We start from the raw sequence: 16,795 nt of genomic DNA, 5'->3' as shown, positions 1-16,795 counted from the left end.
GGCGCCGGCATCTTCGGCCACTCCGCCAACAGCACCCGAATCTGGGGCTCGTACTCATCGGCAACCGAACCGCGGCCCTGCCGCTGATACTGCGGCGGCCGATCCGACGCCAACGCCGCCCGAACCGTGTTGCGCGAGATCCCCAACCGGCGAGCGACCTCACGAATCGGGACGTCCTCCGCCCGATGGAGCCGTCGTATCTCCGCCCAATCCTCCACAGAAATCATCCCTCCAACAGACCACCAAGTGGGTCAGTTTTCCGGGACCCCCAGAGGTCTACTTTTCAGGAATCGGCGACAACCAGCGCAGGTCGCGGGCCCGTCGCCGCGCGATGACGGACGCGGAGCAGCGAATAGCCGAATTGGGTCAGCTTCGTCGGGAGTTGGCCGCCGGCAAGAAATTGACCGATCAGGATGTCGCGCTGGCGCAGCAGCGTGCGGCCGAGGCGCTCGAACGCGCCAAGCGCGCACATCTCTCGGCGGCTTCTCGGCACGGCGAGTCTGCGCTCGTGCATGATCGGGCCGCCGCCATGCACGAGCAGGCCGCGCTCACCGCAGGAGTCGCTGACATCGATGCGCATCTGGATGCCGCAGAACGCCATCGTGCGGCGAGCAAGCAGAGCCACGATGATCAAGAGGCCGACATTCGCGAGGGCAACGCAGAGAAGTGACTGACGGTCAGTCCCCGACCGCGCATTGACCTAGTCGTTTTCCACGCCGCGAGGCCGAAATCGTGTGGAAAACGACTAGCTCAACGGTCGGTTCTGGCCTCGCTCCGCTCCTCGGCGCCTGCGATGCTCACTTCGGCCGCCACCGACTAGCTCAACGGTCGGTTCTGGCCTCGCTCCGCTCCTCGGCGCCTGCCGGGCGCCTGCGATGCTCACTTCGGCCGCCACCGACTAGGCCAACGGTCGGTTCTGGCGGCGAACTGAGCGTCTGCGGAGTTTGAACGCTCAATAACGGGGGTACACCCGACGCCGTAGCAATATGGAACCTGTTCAGTGCACATATATGCACATATATTGATGTCCGGTAAGGCGATAAGTGCTGCTGGCAATCAAGAGAATTCACATCGAAGCGTTTGATTTCAGTGTACAAGTGTGTACGGTAGTTTCATGGCTGAACGCGGAGCTAGCCCACAGGTTCCACGCGGTCGCAGGCTGTTTCTGCGCGCGATCCGGCACTTGTTCAGTCCGCTACGCCCGGACGACTACCTGGAACTGATCAACCCGCTGTGGACGACGAAGGAACTGCGCGGGCGCGTCGAACGCATCGAGCCGCAAGGATCGGAAGCGGCGAGCGTCCTGATCCGGCCCGGTTATGAGTGGCCTGGGCACGAGCCCGGCCAGTATGTCCGGCTCGGCGTGATCATCGATGGCGTCTATCACTGGCGGGCGTACTCGTTGACGTCGGACCCGCAGCCCGCCGACGGGTTGATCAGTGTTACACCGAAACTCGTTGAGCAGGGTGTTGTTTCGCCCTACCTGGTGCGCAAGATCAAGCCCGGTGACGTGGTGCGGCTCGGCGAAATCGAGGGCGTCTTCACCCTTCCCGAGCCGTTGCCGCCGAAGTCGTTGTTCATCAGCGCGGGCAGCGGCATCACGCCGATCATGAGCATGCTGCGCAGCCTGGATCACCGCGGACAGATCGACGATGTGGTGGTGGTCCACTCCGCGCGCACGCGCGACGAGGTCATGTTCGGTTCGGTGCTCGAGGATCTGGACGGGCGCCATCCGGGCCTGCGACTGGACTTGCGGATCACCTCCGAACGGGGCCGGATGACGGCACAGGACCTCGACGATGTGTGCGCGGACTGGCGGGACCGCGAGGCGTTCGTTTCCGGGCCCGGTGAGATGCTCGACGCCCTCATCGAGCATTGGCGCGAACACGGTGACCCCGAACGCCTGCACTTCGAGCGCTTTCAGCCGAAGATCGGCGGCGACGGTGCGGCCGGTGAAGGCGGAAAGGTGACCTTCCTGGAAAGCGACGTGACCACCGAATGTGACGGTGGCACACCGATTCTGGAGGCCGGTGAGCAGGCGGGCATCAACCTCGCCTACGGCTGCCGGATCGGCATCTGTCACACCTGCGTCGGCACGTTGCGCTCGGGCCGGCTCCGTGACCTGCGGTCGGGGCAGGTCAGCGAGCCCACCGGGCAAGCGGTGCGGATCTGCATCAACACCGCTGAGGGCGATGTCGAACTCGAGTTGTAGGCCGAACTCGAATTGTCAAAGAAAGGAGCCACGGAGTGACCGAAACGATCGAAAGCCCGCTCGCGCGACTGAGCGAACAAGAACTCGAAAAACTGGCGAAGGAATTCGACGCCATCCACGATGAGGTGTATGCCGACCTCGGCGAGCGCGACCGCCGCTACATCAAGACGGTCATCTCGGTCCAGCGTCAACTCGCGGTCGCCGCGCGGGTGTTGCTGCTCGCGTCGCGGTCGAATACTGCATGGGCACTTGGCACCAGCTGCCTGGGCATGGCAAAGATCTTGGAAAACATGGAGATTGGCCACAACGTCATGCACGGCCAGTGGGACTGGATGAACGACCCAGACATCCATTCCTCCGTGTGGGATTGGGACACCGCCTCGACCGCCCAAGCGTGGAAGCACTCGCACAACTACATTCACCACACGTTTACCAATATTCGCGGCAAGGACAAGGATCTCGGCTACGAGATCATGCGCGTCGACCCGAGCCAGAAGTGGCACCCCGTCTATCTGGCCCAGCCGTTCTACAACGTGCTGTTGATGGCGTTGTTCGAATGGGGCGTCGCCCTGCACGATACCGACGTCGAAGCGCTGTTTGCCGGTGAGAAGTCGATGTCGGACATTATCAACGACTTCCGCGGCATCGCCGGCAAGGCGCGATCGCAGATTGTCAAGGACTACATCGGCTGGCCGCTCGTCAGCGCCGCCGCATTCGGGCTGGCGCAGCTGGCGCTGCGGGGCCGGATCGCCCAGCCTACGGAATCACGCATCGGCCGGCTGCTGCGGAAGCGGTCCACCACGGGGCGGGTCGGCGCGACGGCAGCGCTGTTCGACCGCGCCCTGCCGGGTGTCGAAAGTACCTATCTGCGAACGCTACTGGCCGACGCGGTGGCGAACATCATCCGAAACGTCTGGGCGCACGCGATCATCTTCTGCGGGCACTTCCCGGACCAGACCTACACCTTCAGCGAGGCGGAGGTCGAAAATGAGACGCGCGGCGGCTGGTACGTCCGCCAGCTCATCGGCGCGGCCAACATCGACGGCAGCCCGCTGTTCCATGTGGTCAGCGGCAACCTGGGCTACCAGGTGGAGCATCACCTGTTCCCGGACATGCCCAGCAGCCGGTACGCCGAGATCGCCCCGAAGGTCAAGGAGATCTGCGAGCGCTACGAGCTGCCGTACAACTCCGGGCGCCTGTCCAAGCAGTGGGGGATGGTGCACCGCAGCATCTTCCGACTGGCGTTCCCGGGCGGAAAACCGCGGCCGAAGCCCGGACCGTATCGCGGCGAGGCGGGTCGCTCCGGTGCGACACAGCCCAGCGAGGCGAGCCGGTTCCGGGACCGCGTGCCACCCGAACACCCGGTCGCCGGACCCGAACATGACGACACCGGAGTGCAGGTCGACCCGCCGCCGCGGGGCGACGACTGACGGATCACATCACCAGGCAGGCACTTCCGGCGTTCATCCCGGTGCCCACTGTCAGCGTCGTCGACTGCGGCCGGTTCACGCTGTAGGGCTGGTAGGCGCTGATGGTATGGGTGCCGGTGGTAGCCGGTATCCAGGTGAGGGTGGCGGTCCAGGTGCCGTTGGTGTTCGTCGGAGTGACCGGGCTGCCCGGAATGTCCACATTGTTGTCGGTGAAGGTAACTGGTCTGGGCGTGTTGGCCGACGCGGTGATGGTGTAGCTGCAGCCGGTTCCGTAGCCGTTGCTCGTCCCGGTCGCGACACTGAGGTTGGTGACGGTGGCGCCTGCATTGGGTGCGGCGAGCACAGCGGTTGCGGCGGCTGCGGCGGTAGCCAGGACGGTGGTGATGAGGCGATTGCGTGTTGGCCTGGTAGGTGACATTGCCGTGTCCTCTTCGGTGCTAGGTATGGACGAAAGCACGAATAGAATTGCCAACCGGCGCTGCGCAAAACACTTCGCGAAACGGGCAATCGGCTCAGCTAGGGGTGGTCGGCGAGCGCCGCGGCCAAGATCGGGCCAAGGGTCGCAAGCACATCGCGGTTGAGCATCTGGGCGTGTGTGGCGGCGACGCGATGCTCGGTGATTTGCCCCCGCACGTACGGCCGCCACATCTGGCTGCTCAACTCTGCGGTGATTCCTTGGCTCGCACTGAAGTACAGCAGATCTCCGTCGAACTGACCGGGTCGGTAGCGCGGCGACATGGCGACGCACTCGCGGTAGCCGCGGTGCAGGCGTTCGAGTTGTTCGCGCGTCAACGCCCGGCTCGGGCCCGCTTCGCGGTGGAGTAGTTCGACGGCTTCGTCGAGCGTCAGTGCGGTGGTGTCGGGAGTCTCTTGTTCGTTGCCGCGCAGGTGGGTGACCAGATCGCGCACGGTTGGCTCCTGCGGGCTGGGGGAGCCTTCCGCGAACGCCACGCTGTCGAGCATGACGAGCAACCGCACTTCCTCGCCGCGCGCACGCAGCCGAACCCCAAGCGCGTGGGCGATTTGTCCGCCCAGCGACCAGCCCAGCAGGTAATACGGTCCGGTGGGCTGAACTCGGGTGAGCTCGTGCAGATAGCGATCAGCGAGTTCATCGACGCTGGAAAACTGATGGGGCGCACCAGCAATGGCCGGGGATTGCAACCCGTAAACGGGCCGATCGGTGATGTGGGGCAGCAGGCCAGCGTAACACCACGACAGCGGCACCGCCGAATGTACGCAAATCAGCGGCGCCCCGGACCCGGTGCCGCGCAAGGTGAGAATCGGACGCAAGGCCGAATCGTCGGACGCTACTTCGCCGGACAGCGCCTGCTCGATGGTGTCGGCCAGACTCTGTACGGTGGGCGTGAAGAGCCACGACAACGCCACTCGGGTACCTAGCTTGTCCGACAGTCGATTACACAGGTCCACTCCGAGCAGCGAATTGCCGCCGAGTTCGAAAAAGTTGTCATCCAAGCCGACTCGCGGTTCGCCGGTGAGGTCGCCGACCAATTCGGTGACCACACGCTGCACGTAGGAGGCGGGCGCCCGGAACTGTGGACGTTGGGCCTGTGGCTCCGGCAATGCGGATCTATCCACCTTGCCGGCACTGCCGTTGATCGGCACTTCCGCAATGGGTATCAGGGTCGCGGGGATCATCACTGACGGCAGCACCGACCGCAGTCTGGTCAGCACCGCGTTGCGATCGAGTTCTGCTCCGTCTGCCATCACGACATAACCGATCAACCGGTCGCCGAGCCTGTCGGAATGCCACACACGGACCACGGCCTGGCTGATCGTGCTGTCTGCCGCCAGCGCGCGTTCCACCTCGGAGGGCTCGATCCGTTTGCCGTGCAGCGACATCTGCACGTCAGAGCGTCCGATGAAGACGAGCGTGCCGTCATCGCGCTCGTGCACCACGTCGCCGGTCCGGTAGAGCCTGCTTCCCCTGGGTCCGTGTGGATTTGCCACAAATCGACCGGCGGTTGCGGGGGCGCGGCCCAGGTAGCCGCGGGCCAATGCGTCGCCGCCGAGATACAGTTCGCCGCGCGCGCCGGGCGGGACCGGCCGCAGTCCGGCGTCCAACACCGTGGCCTGTACTCCCGGTAACGGTCGGCCGATCGTGATCTCCGAACCTGGGGTAAGGGCTTCGGTTTGGCTGACGATGACAGTGGCCTCGGTGGGTCCGTAGGCATTGAACATTGCCGTGCGCGTGGCCCATTGATCGGCCAAGGACGCCGGGCAGTGCTCGCCGCCGACGACCACGGCCAGCAGCGACGGCACCTGCGCCGGATCGATGGTCGCCAGTATTGCCGGCGTGAGGAGCAGGTGGGTCACCGAGTATCGCTGCACCGTTCGTGCAAGCTCTTCGCCCGCAACGATTTCCGGCGCCAGGACAACCAGCACGGCGCCGGCCGCGAACGCCCCGAGATACTCGAGGAACGAGGCATCGCAGTACGGTGAATGCGTCTGCAGCACCAACGATTCGGGACGAATGCGATAGCGGGCGATAATGTCGTCGGTGAGCGTGCCCAGGCCCGTGTGCGTCGTCAGCACCCCCTTGGGCTCACCGCTGGACCCCGACGTATAGATCAGGTACGCAGGATGATCGGGCCGAAGCGGTACGATCCGGTCGCCATCGGTGACCGGCGCCGGGGAGCGTCGGGAAACGGCGGACGTGAACTCGTCAGTGTCGACCAGCAACCAGCGGACGGATTCGGAAAGTCCGGGGCGCCAACCGGTCTCGGTGATTCCGAGCCGCGCGCCGGAATCGTCGAGCAACTTCTGTACCCGCGCCGGCGGATCGTTGGGATCGACGGGGAAGAAGACAGCACCGGCCTTGGCGACCGCCCACAGTGCGACATCGGATTCGATGGATCGCGGCAGCGCAACCGCGACAACGGATTCCGGTCCGGCCCCATGGCCGATCAACTCGCGTGCCCAGCGCGAGCTCAGCTCGTCGAGTTCGCTATAGGTCAACTGTCGACCGTTTCCGGTCAGGGCAATAGCGCCTGTGCCGACGCCTGCGGTGAGGAGATCGGGCAGCAGCCGGGCCGGCGCGGCGTGCGGTGCGTGCAGCGCGGCGCGCTCGTCGGCCGATATGTGTACCGCGAACTCGTCGTCAGATGCGCTCAGGAAGCGGTGCAGGTAACGCATGAACCCGCGTTGATGCTGTTCGAGCTCTTCGGCGCCGTACACATCCGGGTTGGCCTGTAGGTCAATGGTCAACGGGCCGTTGCCGAATCGGTAGCAATTGACCGCCAGGTCTTCGATCGGCCCGATCGACAACAGGTGCGTTTGCGCGCGGGCCGCCCCGAAGGCGATTGCCTCGGGAAAACTGAGCACGTTGATCAGTGGCCCGAAACCGGTGCGGCCCGCGGCTCCGAGGCCTTGATCGCGACGCATGTCCTCCTGGCGGTACAGCTGATGGCGCAGCGCGCCGATCATGGTCATCCGCACCTGCTGCAGCAACTCGGCCACCGTGCGTGAGGTGACGTCGCGGACCCGGATCGGCACGACGTTCGCGGTCATCCCCGCGGAGCGCCGCAGGGCGCCCGTCGGTCGGGCCGCTACCGGCAACGACACCGCGATGTCAGCTCTGCCGGTCATCTGCGCCAAGAAACCGATCAGCGTGGCGACCAGCACCTCCGCCGGGCCGACCCCGTGCACGCTCGGCATCGCGTCGAGGCGCGCCATCGTCTCCACATCGACCGCGGCGGAGACTGTCCGGGGTCGAGAAGAAGGCGGGGCGTAGCGCTCGACGAGCCGGGTCGACTGATCGAGATCAGCGAGTTGCTTGCCCCAATACTCGCGGTCGGCGGCCCATCGCGCAGAGGACCGATAGTCGCGGTCGAACTCGACAATCTGCTGCAGCGGCAGGGCGCGTGCCGGTGGGACGGGTCGACCGGTCGCTGCCGCCGAGTACAGCTCGGCCGTCCGCTGCAGCAGCCGCGCGGCGCCGAGTCCATCCAGGGCGATGTGGTGACTCCGCCCGTACCACCGGTGCCGGTCCCGACCGAGCTTGAACAGCATCGACGTATGGATCACACCATCGAGCACATCGATGCCGGCGTGGCCGTGCTCGGCGATCCATTCGGTGCAGGCCTGCTCGGGGTCGGCACGATCGGTCATATCCAGGTATCCGAAGCCGCCACCGTGGCGCCGGTCGACGTACTGCTGCGGGTGCCCGCCGACGATGGCGAACCGCAGGTGCGGCGACTGCAGTTCGGCGCCGGCCAACTGGAAGCACCATTGCAGTAATTCGCAATCGAGTGGTCCGTAAAGGTCGGTGTATTGCGCCACCGCAATGGGCGTGTTCGGCTGCAGTTGTTGCGCCAGCCATAATTCCCATTGCGCTGCGGAGAGCGGGAAAGTGTCAGTGGGCATAAATTTCCATATATTCCAACAGACCGTCCCGTATTTGGCGCACGGAATCGGCGACGAACAGGACTGGCTGACAGTCGCTGTCATCGAAATCCTGCGCGATAATGTCGGCCACCCGGAAGGGCCGCAAATCGGCCGTCAAGAAGGACTCCATTTCCGATACCGAAGAGAGGATCGCGGCCCCACAAGCCCGCGGTCGACCATTCTCCATGAGCACGCCGGTCTCCAGGGTGAACCAGAACAGTCGGGCAAGCTGCCGTATTTGCTCAATCGACGCTCGTCTGCTGGCATAGCCGAACCATCGGTATATTTCGGCAAAGTCGGGATCAGCAAGCATGGCAGCGTGCCCGATCAAGTCGTGGATGAGGTCGGGTTCGGCTGAATAGAACAGTGCCGACGGCCGGCGCAGGTACAGGGTTGCCTGAAATATGCCGTTTGCGAATGGCGCGTAGAACGGTTGGCTTGGCACGGTTCCGCTCGCGGGCGTCAATTGGAATCCGGTGAGCGGAAGAAGCCTGCGGGAAATTTCGGTCAGTTGCGGCACCCGGTCGGTGGGCAGTGCGACGCGCCGGGACGATTCAAGATACTGGGCGCAGGCGAGCCCGTGGTGCATGGCCGATAGCTTTCCGAAAACGCGCATCCACAATTCGTCTTCGGCGCCGGTATATGAGACTTGCGGGATCGGATCTCCCGGTCGGAATTCGCTGGCGATCCGTTGGCGTTCAGCCCGGATACCCAGGGCGGAAGTCAGCGTCACCATGGCCGTCCTCTCTTCGATCGCTGTGGATAACGTCGCTGTGGGTAACACCGATCCCGACCAGGCGCCGTCGACACCCAACGCAGCCGTACCCAAATTCGCGGGCATTTAGACGCACCGGATAGCGTGTGGTGGTCCTTCGTGATGACGTCAGGAAACCGGTGTCATTCCGGTGCGGTCGCGCCACTGTGTCCAGCCCCAGTCGGGTTGGGAGCCAGACCCTGCCCATCACGCCCGGCTACAAGGGGACGCGCCATCCCCAGGAGGCTCAACGTGACCACAGCATCGGGCGATTGCCCACCCCAGCCCACGAGACCGCGACCAGTGCTCAGCATTCTGTCGGAGTGGACCCGTCGCGACTGGACCGAGGCGGGCGTCCTGCTCGCGGTCATCGCGCTCATGCACCTGATCGGCTTCGGCCTGTTGTTCGGATTGATCGCCCCGCGGGGCTATCGCCTGGGCACCCAGGTGTTCGGCGTCGGGCTTGGTATCACGGCATACACCTTCGGCCTGCGGCACGCCTTCGACGCCGACCACATCGCGGCGATCGACAACACCACCCGCAAATTGATGGCCGATGGCAAGCGTCCGAAGTCGGTCGGCTTCTGGTTCGCCATGGGCCACTCGTCGATCGTGTTCGTGATGGCCGTGTTGGTGGTGCTCGGTGCGCACGTCGTCGGCATACTCGTCAACGACGACTCGCCGGCCCGGCAGCGGCTGGGCACCATCAGCACACTGGCGTCCGGCTCGTTCCTGTACGTGATCGGAATCCTCAATGTCGTTGCGTTGATCGGTATCTGGCGCGTTTTCCGGGGCCTCCGCAATGGCGAGTTCGACCTGCACAGACTGGAAGAGGCACTCGACGCGCGCGGCTTCCTCGCGCGCATCCTCGGCCCGCTCATGCGGATGATCAGCCGGCCGGGCCAGATGTATCCGGTCGGGGTGCTCTTCGGTCTCGGGTTCGACACCGCGACCGAGGTCGCGCTGCTCGCGCTGGCCGGCTCCGGCGCGGCCGCCGGGTTGCCGTGGTATGCGATTGTGGTGCTCCCACTGCTGTTCGCGGCGGGGATGAGCCTGATGGACACCCTCGACGGGTTGTTCATGAACGTGGCCTACGACTGGGCGTTCGCCAATCCGGTCCGCAAGGTCTACTACAACCTCACCATCACTGGTCTGTCCGTGGCGGTAGCGCTACTGGTCGGATCTATCGAACTGATCGGTGTGCTGCACGACGATCTGGGACTGGTCGACCCGGTCACCGACTGGATCGCCTCGATCGACCTCAACAACGTCGGCTTCGCGATTGTGGCGCTGTTCGTGCTCGCCTGGGCTTCGGCGGTGGCCTATTGGCGCTGGGCAAAAGTTGAGCAACGCTGGGTGACGCCAAGCTAGTCGTCGCGAGCGTGGCAGCACCGCTGGTTGGCCGTGGGGAACGAAATCGGGTCCGCCTAGTCGCGTCTGGTGTGACGATTACCGGGTGCGACTAGGACTTCACGCGCTCGGCATCGGCGCGGGGGCGATGCCGGAGGTTGTCGCCTCGGTCGCCGGTGCGGCCGAGCACTGCGGGTTTGCGACGCTGTGGGCCGGCGAGCACGTGGTCATGGTGGACCAACCGACCTCGCGCTATCCCTACGCCGCTGACGGCCGGATCGCTGTGCCAGCCGACGCCGACTGGCTCGATCCCTGGGTTTGCCTGAGCTTCGCCGCTGCGGCAACAACAACGATCGGCATCGCCACCGGGGTGCTGCTGCTGCCCGAACACAACCCGGTGGTCACCGCGAAACAGGCTGCGTCGCTGGACCGAATGAGCGGCGGGCGGCTGCGGCTTGGGATCGGGGTCGGGTGGTCGCGCGACGAGTTCGCCGCGTTGGACGTGCCATTTGAGCGACGGGCGGCGCGAACCCGCGAATACGTCGCCGCGATCCGAGCTTTGTGGAATAGCGATGTCACGTCGTTCAGCGGCGAATTCGTCACCTTTTCGGCGCTACGCGTCTATCCGAAACCGTCGCGCCCCATTCCCGTCATCGTCGGCGGCAACAGCGACGCGGCCATGCGGCGGGTCGCGTCTTGGGGAGATGGGTGGTACGGCTTCTATCTTGCCGAGGTCGATGCCGTTGCCGAGCGGATCCGCCTGCTGCGCGAGCTGTGCCGCGAGGCTGGCCGTTCACTCGAGGACCTTTCGCTGACTGTCGCGCTCACCGACCCTCGGCCGGAAGACGTCGCGCAACTGCAGAATTTGGGCATCGACGAACTCGTGCTCGTCGGCGCTCCGCCGCCGGACGCTGTGGAAGCGGCGCGCTGGGTGGCGAGCCTGGCTGATCAGTGGGTGCCATTGCTGGGATAGCGCTGAATCAGAGCGCCAACTCGTTGACCGCCTCATCGATCAGGTCGGCGATTGCGCTTGGCTGCGACGCGAGCGACGCGTGACTCGCGTCGAGTTCAATCACCTTGCGTGGATTCATTCGTTCCGCCATGCGGCGTTCGTTGTCGGGGTTGATCATCCGGTCCTGCGTGGACACCTGATACCAGCTTGGCTTGTGCTTCCAAGCGGGCTCGGTAACGGTGTCGCCGAAGGTGGATCCAGCAGGCGCTTTCTGGGTGACGGCCATGACCAGCGCCTCATCTTCGGGCAGATCCTGGGCAAAGCTTTCCCGGAACTTGTCCGGCTTGATCCAGAGGTAGCCGTCCGAATCGGGCGCGATGTTCTCGAATGCCGCCGGCGGCAGTTGTTCGCTGATTTGCCCCGGACTTTCGCCGGCGTCGGGCACGAACGCGGCAACGTACACCAACCCCACGACGTTCGGCAGATCACCGGCCTCGGTGATCACGGCGCCGCCGTAGGAGTGACCGACGAGCAGCACCGGTCCCTCGACCTGTTGCACCATTTGCCGAGTGCGGGCGGCGTCGTCTGCCAGCGATGTCAGCGGGTTCTCGACGGCATGCAGCTTGTCGTAACCGCGGTTGTGCAGCTCGACAATCACTTTCGCCCAGTGGGCGGCTCCGCCCCAGAAGCCGTGGACAAGAACGATAGCCGGTTTTTCTGTCATGTCGAGCACTCCTTGTCAGCTATTGACCTCCCTGATTGAGTAAGACGATATTTGGACGATGAGGCAAGCACAATGACCGATTCACTGGAAAAGTTTGCCGAAAAGCCGGACGCTCTTTCGGATATTTTGGCGGCTATCCGATTGCGCGGTGACCGCCTTCTTCGCTGCGGTCCGCCGACGCCATTCCACGTCGCCGTCCCGGCGGGTCTTCGGGTGCTACATATCGCCGAGACTGCTGGGCTACAGCTGCGAGTGGGCAAACGGACGATCGAGCTCGAGGCCGGGGACATGGTGTTGCTCGCTCGTGGCCATCGCCACGGCATTCGCGCGGGAGCGCCAGTCCCGGCCAGGGAACTGTCCGCGGCGGATCAGTACCGGGGATCGAATTCTGAACCGCGTTGGGTAACTGGCATTTTCACGGTCGAAGACGATATCGCCGACCCGCTCTTGTCGGTTCTTCCGCAGGCCGTGCACGTCCCGGGTGGTCGCCCGGGCCAGGAATGGCTCCCGCTGAGTTTGCAACTGCTGCTTGCCGAAACGGTCTCGCGACGACCGGGTGCCTGGGTGATGATCTCGCGCATCCTGGATTTGCTGTTCATCCACGCGCTTCGGGAGTGGTCTTCGACGAACGACCACAAACCCGGATGGCTCACCGCAGCGATGGATTCGCGGTTGGCGCCCGTGCTCAGCGCCGTTCACGCCGAACCAGATCGCCCATGGTCGGTGGTGGAAATGGCTGGACTCGCGCAACAATCCCGCTCCACCTTCGCCCAACACTTCACGAAGTTGCTCGGCCAATCTCCGGCCGCCTATGTCACCGAGCGCAGGCTTGACCGCGCCGCACATCTGCTGCGGTCGACCAACGAGCCCGTCAGCCGAATTGGGTTGACCGTCGGCTACACCTCCGAAGCCGCGTTCAGTCGAGCTTTCCAGCGCCACTTCGGGCAACCGCCGCTGCGGTGGCGTCGGTCGCGGCTGTAACGGTCGAACGCATATCTGGCCCGACCGCGGGTACGTCGACGTCATGGCACGTATCGGCTACTTCTTGTCCTGCGAGCAGTTCGGTCCCGCCGAGTTGGTCGAGCAGGCCAAACGCGCGGAGGGGGCGGGCTTCGAGGCGCTGTGGATCTCCGATCATTTCCACCCGTGGAACGACGAGCAGGGCCAGAGCCCGTTCGTGTGGGGCGTGATCGGAGCCTTGTCGCAGGCAACGTCGCTGCCGGTGTCGACGGCGGTGACCTGCCCGACGATCCGCATCCACCCCGCGATCGTGGCGCAGGCGGCCGCCACTGCGGCTGTGCAGTTGAACGGCCGGTTCGTGCTCGGCGTGGGTAGCGGTGAGGCGCTCAACGAACACATCCTGGGTGATCACTGGCCGTCTGTCGGAGTGCGTCAGGAGATGCTGGAGGAAGCGGTCGACGTGATTCGGCTTTTGCTCTCCGGTGGTGAAGTGAGCCACCACGGCAAGCATTACGAAGTGCAGGAAGCGCGAATCTACACGCGCCCGGACGACCCGGTTCCGATCTACGTGTCCGGTTTCGGACCGCAGGGAGCCCAACTGGCCGGGCGCATCGGCGATGGTTACGCACTGGCGATGGCAGACGCCGACTTGGTCAAGACTTTTCGTGAATCCGGTGGCGGTGACAAGCCGGTTCAAGCGGGCACCAAGGTCAGCTGGGACCGTGACGCCGAAGCGGGCCTCGACGCCGCACATCGATTGTGGGCCAACGAGCAACTGCCCGGACAACTCGCCCAGACCTTGCCGCGGCCCCGCGATTTCGCCGATGCCATCACCCTGGTGCCGCGCGAGATGGTCGCTGAGTCCGTCGCCTGCGGCCCGGATGCCGACAAGCACGCGGCCCAAGTCCGGTCCTTCCTCGACGCCGATATCGACGAGGTGTACGTGCAGCAGATCGGGCCGGACATGGACGGGTTCTTCGCCGCGTGGGAGCGCGACGTGCTGCCCCAACTTCGGCGATAGTGCACGCCCCGGGTGGCAAGGTGGAACATGATCGCCGTCCAGCGCAAAGCAGGTGCCCATGAAGCGTCAGGTTCCCTCCGTGCGCGATCTTGCACCGCTCATGCAGTTCAAGAAGCCGCAACTGAACCCGAAGACGCGCCGACTCGCCGCAGCACTGACCATTGAGGATCTTCGCCGGATTGCCAAACGCCGGACTCCAACGGCGGCTTTCGATTACACCGACGGATCGGCAGAGGCCGAAATCTCCATCGCCCGCGCGCGACAAGCGTTCCAGGACATCGAGTTCCATCCGGCGATCCTGCGCGACGTGGCGAAGGTGTCCACCGGCTGGAACGTGCTCGGGGCGCCGGTCGCGCTGCCGTTCGGCATTGCGCCGACCGGGTTCACCCGCATGATGCAGACCGAGGGCGAAATCGCCGGTGCGCGCGCAGCGGGCCGGGCCGGAATTCCGTTTGCGTTGTCCACCATGGGCACCAGCTCGATCGAGGATGTCAAGGCGGTGAACCCGCACGGGCGCAATTGGTTTCAGCTCTATATGTGGAAGGACCGGGACCGCTCGATGGCGCTGGTCGAGCGCGCCGCCGCGGCGGGCTACGACACGCTGCTGGTCACCGTCGATGTCCCAGTCGCCGGGGCGAGGCTGCGCGACAAACGCAATGGCATGACGATTCCGCCCGCCTTGACCCTGCGGACTGTCATCGACGCGCTGCCGCGGCCGAAGTGGTGGTTCGACTTCCTGACCACCGAACCGCTCGCGTTCGCCTCGCTCGACCGCTGGTCGGGGACGGTCGCCGAACTGCTGGACACCATGTTCGATCCGACCGTGACGTTCGACGATCTCGCCTGGATCCGCGATCAGTGGCCCGGCAAGCTCGTGGTGAAGGGCATCCAAACGATCGCCGATGCCCGCGCTGTGGTGGATCTTGGCGTCGACGGCGTCGTGTTGTCCAATCACGGTGGGCGGCAATTGGATCGGGCACCGATTCCGTTCCATCTGCTGCCCGAGGTCGCTCGTGAAGTCGGATCGGACACGGAGATCATTCTCGACACGGGGATCATGTCCGGTGCGGATATCGTCGCGGCTGTCGCGCTCGGCGCGCGATTCACGCTCATCGGCCGGGCTTACCTCTACGGCTTGATGGCTGGCGGAGAGGCCGGTGTCGACCGGGCCATCGCCATCCTCACCGACCAGATCGAGCGCACCATGCGACTGCTGGGCGCCGCCGCGCTCGAGGAACTCAACCCCAGCCATGTGACCCAGCTGGTTCGTCTGGCACCGAAGGAGTCGAAATGAGCTTTTCTACCCGCAACGGCACGCGTGGCGCCCGATCCCCCGGTCGGTTGATGCGCTTGGCCAACAAGGTGATGATCAAGCGCGTCCGTAAGGACGGCACGGCGGTTGGCCTGCACGCCCTGGTCCTGCACACCCTCGGTCGCAAGAGCGGTGCCGAGCGGATTACCCCGCTCGGCTGGTTCCCGGACGCGCAGCATGGTTGGCTGATCGTCGCCTCGGCTGCCGGTGCGGCGCGCAACCCGGACTGGTACTACAACATCGCCGCGAATCCAGACAAGGTCAGCATCGAAGTCGATGGGCGCACGATCGCCGTCACCGCGGCGGAATTGCACGGCGACGAGCGCGAGCAAGCCTGGCAACAGATCGTCGCGTCGGCACCCCGGTTCGGTCAGTACCAAAACAAGACCGATCGGGAAATGCCGATCATTCGGCTACGACCTCGACAGTGATTACTGCGGCAGGGCGTCGAGGTACTGCGGGCAGTAGACCACGACCGACGCGCCGATGAAGTAACCGTCGTTGTAGTTCGACAGATCAGGGTTGGCGTCCTTGACCATCCCGAATACGTCCTCGAAGGTGTTTCCGCTTGCGAACTTGTTGCACACCACGTGCGCGTCGGAAATTGCACTGTTGGCGGACGGGAAGGTGATGCCCTGGCTGTCGAGCTTGTTGATGAACTGTTGATCCTGGTCCGGTGTGGCAAAGGCGGCGCCGGCGCCGGTGACCATCGAGACGGAAACGATTGCAGCAGCCGCGGCGGCGCTGGCAATGGTGCGGAAACGATTCGACATGATTGCCTTCGTAATGCGTTGTGCACCTGGAACTTCAGAATGAGGAGGTTACGGCGTCGAGATCAACGCGCGTCGTTCCAGCGGGCCGCATGACATCCATACGCACTCCTCACTTCGCAGGAGGCGGCACCGGGATACCGCGCACGGCAAGCGTTTTCATGCGCTCGCCTGCGTTCAAGTGAGACGTATCGTAACATTCCGGTGATCACGTAGAAACCGTAAAAATCGGATTATTTACGCGCTATGAAGGCGAAGTTTTAGGGGAGGGGTCTGCTCAGCTAGGAGTGTCGGTCGAGTCCGGGTCCGTGCCGCCGTCGCCGCGGGGACGCATCTGCCGTCCGAGGCTCCAGAGAAACTCGGGATCATCGTCGGGACCGGTTACCGATGCGTGGCGGGAGGAGCCGAGTTGCGGCCCGAACGCCTTCCATAGCAAGACGGCAACCGTCACCAACCCGATCAGCGCCAATAGGTAGATCACGACGCTCACCTCCTTGCTCTGAGCGTAGTCGTGTCTACGGCGCCCGGCACGTGCTGGGCCGGGCGCCGGCCGAATCGCCTAGTGCGGGGTGGCCTCGGTGGTCAGCGAGCGCAGCAACTGCATGACCTCGGACTCCTTGAAGCGACGGTGGCCGCCCGGGGTCCGCAGCGAACCGAGTCGACCAGCGTGCGCCCAGCGGGTCACGGTCTTCGGATCGACATGAAAGAGGGCAGCAACCTGTCCCGGCGTCAACAATGATTCGTGGCCACCAGTGAATGCGGGTGCGCTCATTCCATTCCTCCAGTCGTGAAATTGGCGACAAAGCCCGGCGATTCCGCCGCTCTGGCCCCATATTGGCACCGCGACCCCTGGTTACTCGAACCATCTATTCCTGGTAAAGGGGAGGTAATAGACATTTCGGACGA

General features: G+C 64.6%; 17 protein-coding genes and 1 riboswitch. Of the genes, 9 read left to right on the top strand and 8 right to left on the bottom strand.

The genetic code is table 11. The features are described 5' to 3' along the window. Nucleotides 1-227 (bottom strand): helix-turn-helix domain-containing protein (locus FOS14_RS19390; RefSeq protein WP_143772464.1); only part of this gene is annotated, 227 nt, incomplete at its 3' end. A 104-nt stretch (nt 228-331) separates the two neighbouring features. Between FOS14_RS19390 and FOS14_RS19385 the strand changes: the two genes are divergently transcribed. The 3 genes from FOS14_RS19385 to FOS14_RS19375 all read left to right on the top strand — a co-directional run bounded on the left by FOS14_RS19385 (nt 332) and on the right by FOS14_RS19375 (nt 3,642). Next, complete coding sequence (locus tag FOS14_RS19385; protein ID WP_143772463.1) at nt 332-670, top strand: hypothetical protein; 339 nt, start codon at nt 332-334, stop codon at nt 668-670. 444 nt (nt 671-1,114) lie between these two features. Continuing rightward, nucleotides 1,115-2,212, top strand: coding sequence for a ferredoxin reductase (locus FOS14_RS19380; RefSeq protein WP_143772462.1), 1,098 nt, complete (start codon nt 1,115-1,117; stop codon nt 2,210-2,212). Between the two features lie 35 nt (nt 2,213-2,247). Next, nucleotides 2,248-3,642, top strand: a complete 1,395-nt coding sequence (locus tag FOS14_RS19375) for an acyl-CoA desaturase (RefSeq protein WP_143772461.1) — start codon at nt 2,248-2,250, stop codon at nt 3,640-3,642. 4 nt (nt 3,643-3,646) lie between these two features. On the opposite strand, the gene FOS14_RS19370 is transcribed toward FOS14_RS19375, so the two are convergent. From FOS14_RS19370 to FOS14_RS19360, 3 genes are all read right to left on the bottom strand, one after another. After that, nucleotides 3,647-4,060 carry a hypothetical protein gene (locus FOS14_RS19370; RefSeq protein WP_143772460.1) on the bottom strand — a complete coding sequence of 138 codons (414 nt, stop codon included), beginning with the start codon at nt 4,058-4,060 and terminating at the stop codon, nt 3,647-3,649. 98 nt (nt 4,061-4,158) lie between these two features. After that, nucleotides 4,159-8,025, bottom strand: coding sequence for a non-ribosomal peptide synthetase (locus FOS14_RS19365; protein ID WP_143772459.1), 3,867 nt, complete (start codon nt 8,023-8,025; stop codon nt 4,159-4,161). After that, nucleotides 8,015-8,860: an amino acid hydroxylase gene (locus FOS14_RS19360; RefSeq protein WP_255450462.1), complete on the bottom strand. Its 846-nt coding sequence runs from the start codon at nt 8,858-8,860 to the stop codon at nt 8,015-8,017. Before FOS14_RS19360 ends, FOS14_RS19365 begins: the two co-directional genes overlap by 11 nt. 34 nt (nt 8,861-8,894) lie before the next feature. Then, nucleotides 8,895-9,024: riboswitch (cobalamin riboswitch) on the top strand. A gap of 79 nt (nt 9,025-9,103) precedes the next feature. On the opposite strand from FOS14_RS19360, the gene FOS14_RS19355 reads away from it, so the two are divergent. After that, on the top strand, nt 9,104-10,171 hold the full coding sequence (locus tag FOS14_RS19355; RefSeq protein WP_370512265.1) for a HoxN/HupN/NixA family nickel/cobalt transporter: 1,068 nt from the start codon (nt 9,104-9,106) through the stop codon (nt 10,169-10,171). Nucleotides 10,172-10,256: 85 nt separating this feature from the next. Further along, nucleotides 10,257-11,123, top strand: coding sequence for an LLM class F420-dependent oxidoreductase (locus FOS14_RS19350; RefSeq protein WP_143772458.1), 867 nt, complete (start codon nt 10,257-10,259; stop codon nt 11,121-11,123). 7 nt (nt 11,124-11,130) lie between these two features. Here the strand turns inward: FOS14_RS19350 and FOS14_RS19345 are convergent, their stop codons facing one another. After that, entirely contained in the window at nt 11,131-11,826 is a 696-nt protein-coding gene (locus FOS14_RS19345) for an alpha/beta hydrolase (RefSeq protein WP_143772457.1), read from the bottom strand. 72 nt (nt 11,827-11,898) lie between these two features. On the opposite strand from FOS14_RS19345, the gene FOS14_RS19340 reads away from it, so the two are divergent. From FOS14_RS19340 to FOS14_RS19325, 4 genes are read left to right on the top strand one after another with little or no spacing between them, the layout of a single operon-like run. After that, nucleotides 11,899-12,807 (top strand): AraC family transcriptional regulator, encoded by a 909-nt coding sequence (locus tag FOS14_RS19340; protein ID WP_143772456.1) that lies wholly within the window; start codon nt 11,899-11,901, stop codon nt 12,805-12,807. Between the two features lie 43 nt (nt 12,808-12,850). Continuing rightward, nucleotides 12,851-13,807, top strand: a complete 957-nt coding sequence (locus FOS14_RS19335) for a TIGR03557 family F420-dependent LLM class oxidoreductase (RefSeq protein WP_143772455.1) — start codon at nt 12,851-12,853, stop codon at nt 13,805-13,807. A 58-nt stretch (nt 13,808-13,865) separates the two neighbouring features. After that, nucleotides 13,866-15,101 (top strand): alpha-hydroxy acid oxidase, encoded by a 1,236-nt coding sequence (locus tag FOS14_RS19330; protein WP_143772454.1) that lies wholly within the window; start codon nt 13,866-13,868, stop codon nt 15,099-15,101. Beyond that, nucleotides 15,098-15,550: a nitroreductase family deazaflavin-dependent oxidoreductase gene (locus FOS14_RS19325; protein WP_143772453.1), complete on the top strand. Its 453-nt coding sequence runs from the start codon at nt 15,098-15,100 to the stop codon at nt 15,548-15,550. The genes FOS14_RS19330 and FOS14_RS19325 overlap by 4 nt, the downstream gene beginning before the upstream one ends. On the opposite strand, the gene FOS14_RS19320 is transcribed toward FOS14_RS19325, so the two are convergent. The 3 genes from FOS14_RS19320 to FOS14_RS19310 all read right to left on the bottom strand — a co-directional run bounded on the left by FOS14_RS19320 (nt 15,551) and on the right by FOS14_RS19310 (nt 16,661). Further along, nucleotides 15,551-15,892 (bottom strand): DUF732 domain-containing protein, encoded by a 342-nt coding sequence (locus FOS14_RS19320; protein WP_143772452.1) that lies wholly within the window; start codon nt 15,890-15,892, stop codon nt 15,551-15,553. 274 nt (nt 15,893-16,166) lie between these two features. Then, the gene (locus tag FOS14_RS19315; RefSeq protein WP_143772451.1) at nt 16,167-16,370 is read right to left on the bottom strand and encodes a hypothetical protein; all 204 of its coding nucleotides are present in this window, start codon (nt 16,368-16,370) and stop codon (nt 16,167-16,169) included. Nucleotides 16,371-16,448: 78 nt separating this feature from the next. Beyond that, on the bottom strand, nt 16,449-16,661 hold the full coding sequence (locus tag FOS14_RS19310; protein ID WP_143772450.1) for a BldC family transcriptional regulator: 213 nt from the start codon (nt 16,659-16,661) through the stop codon (nt 16,449-16,451). Nucleotides 16,662-16,795 lie beyond the last annotated feature (134 nt).

This window comes from Skermania sp. ID1734, from assembly GCF_007489285.1.
GTDB lineage: Bacteria > Actinomycetota > Actinomycetes > Mycobacteriales > Mycobacteriaceae > ID1734.
The sequence above is the reverse complement of the archived record's forward strand: the minus strand, read 5'-3'. Positions and strand labels throughout refer to the sequence as shown.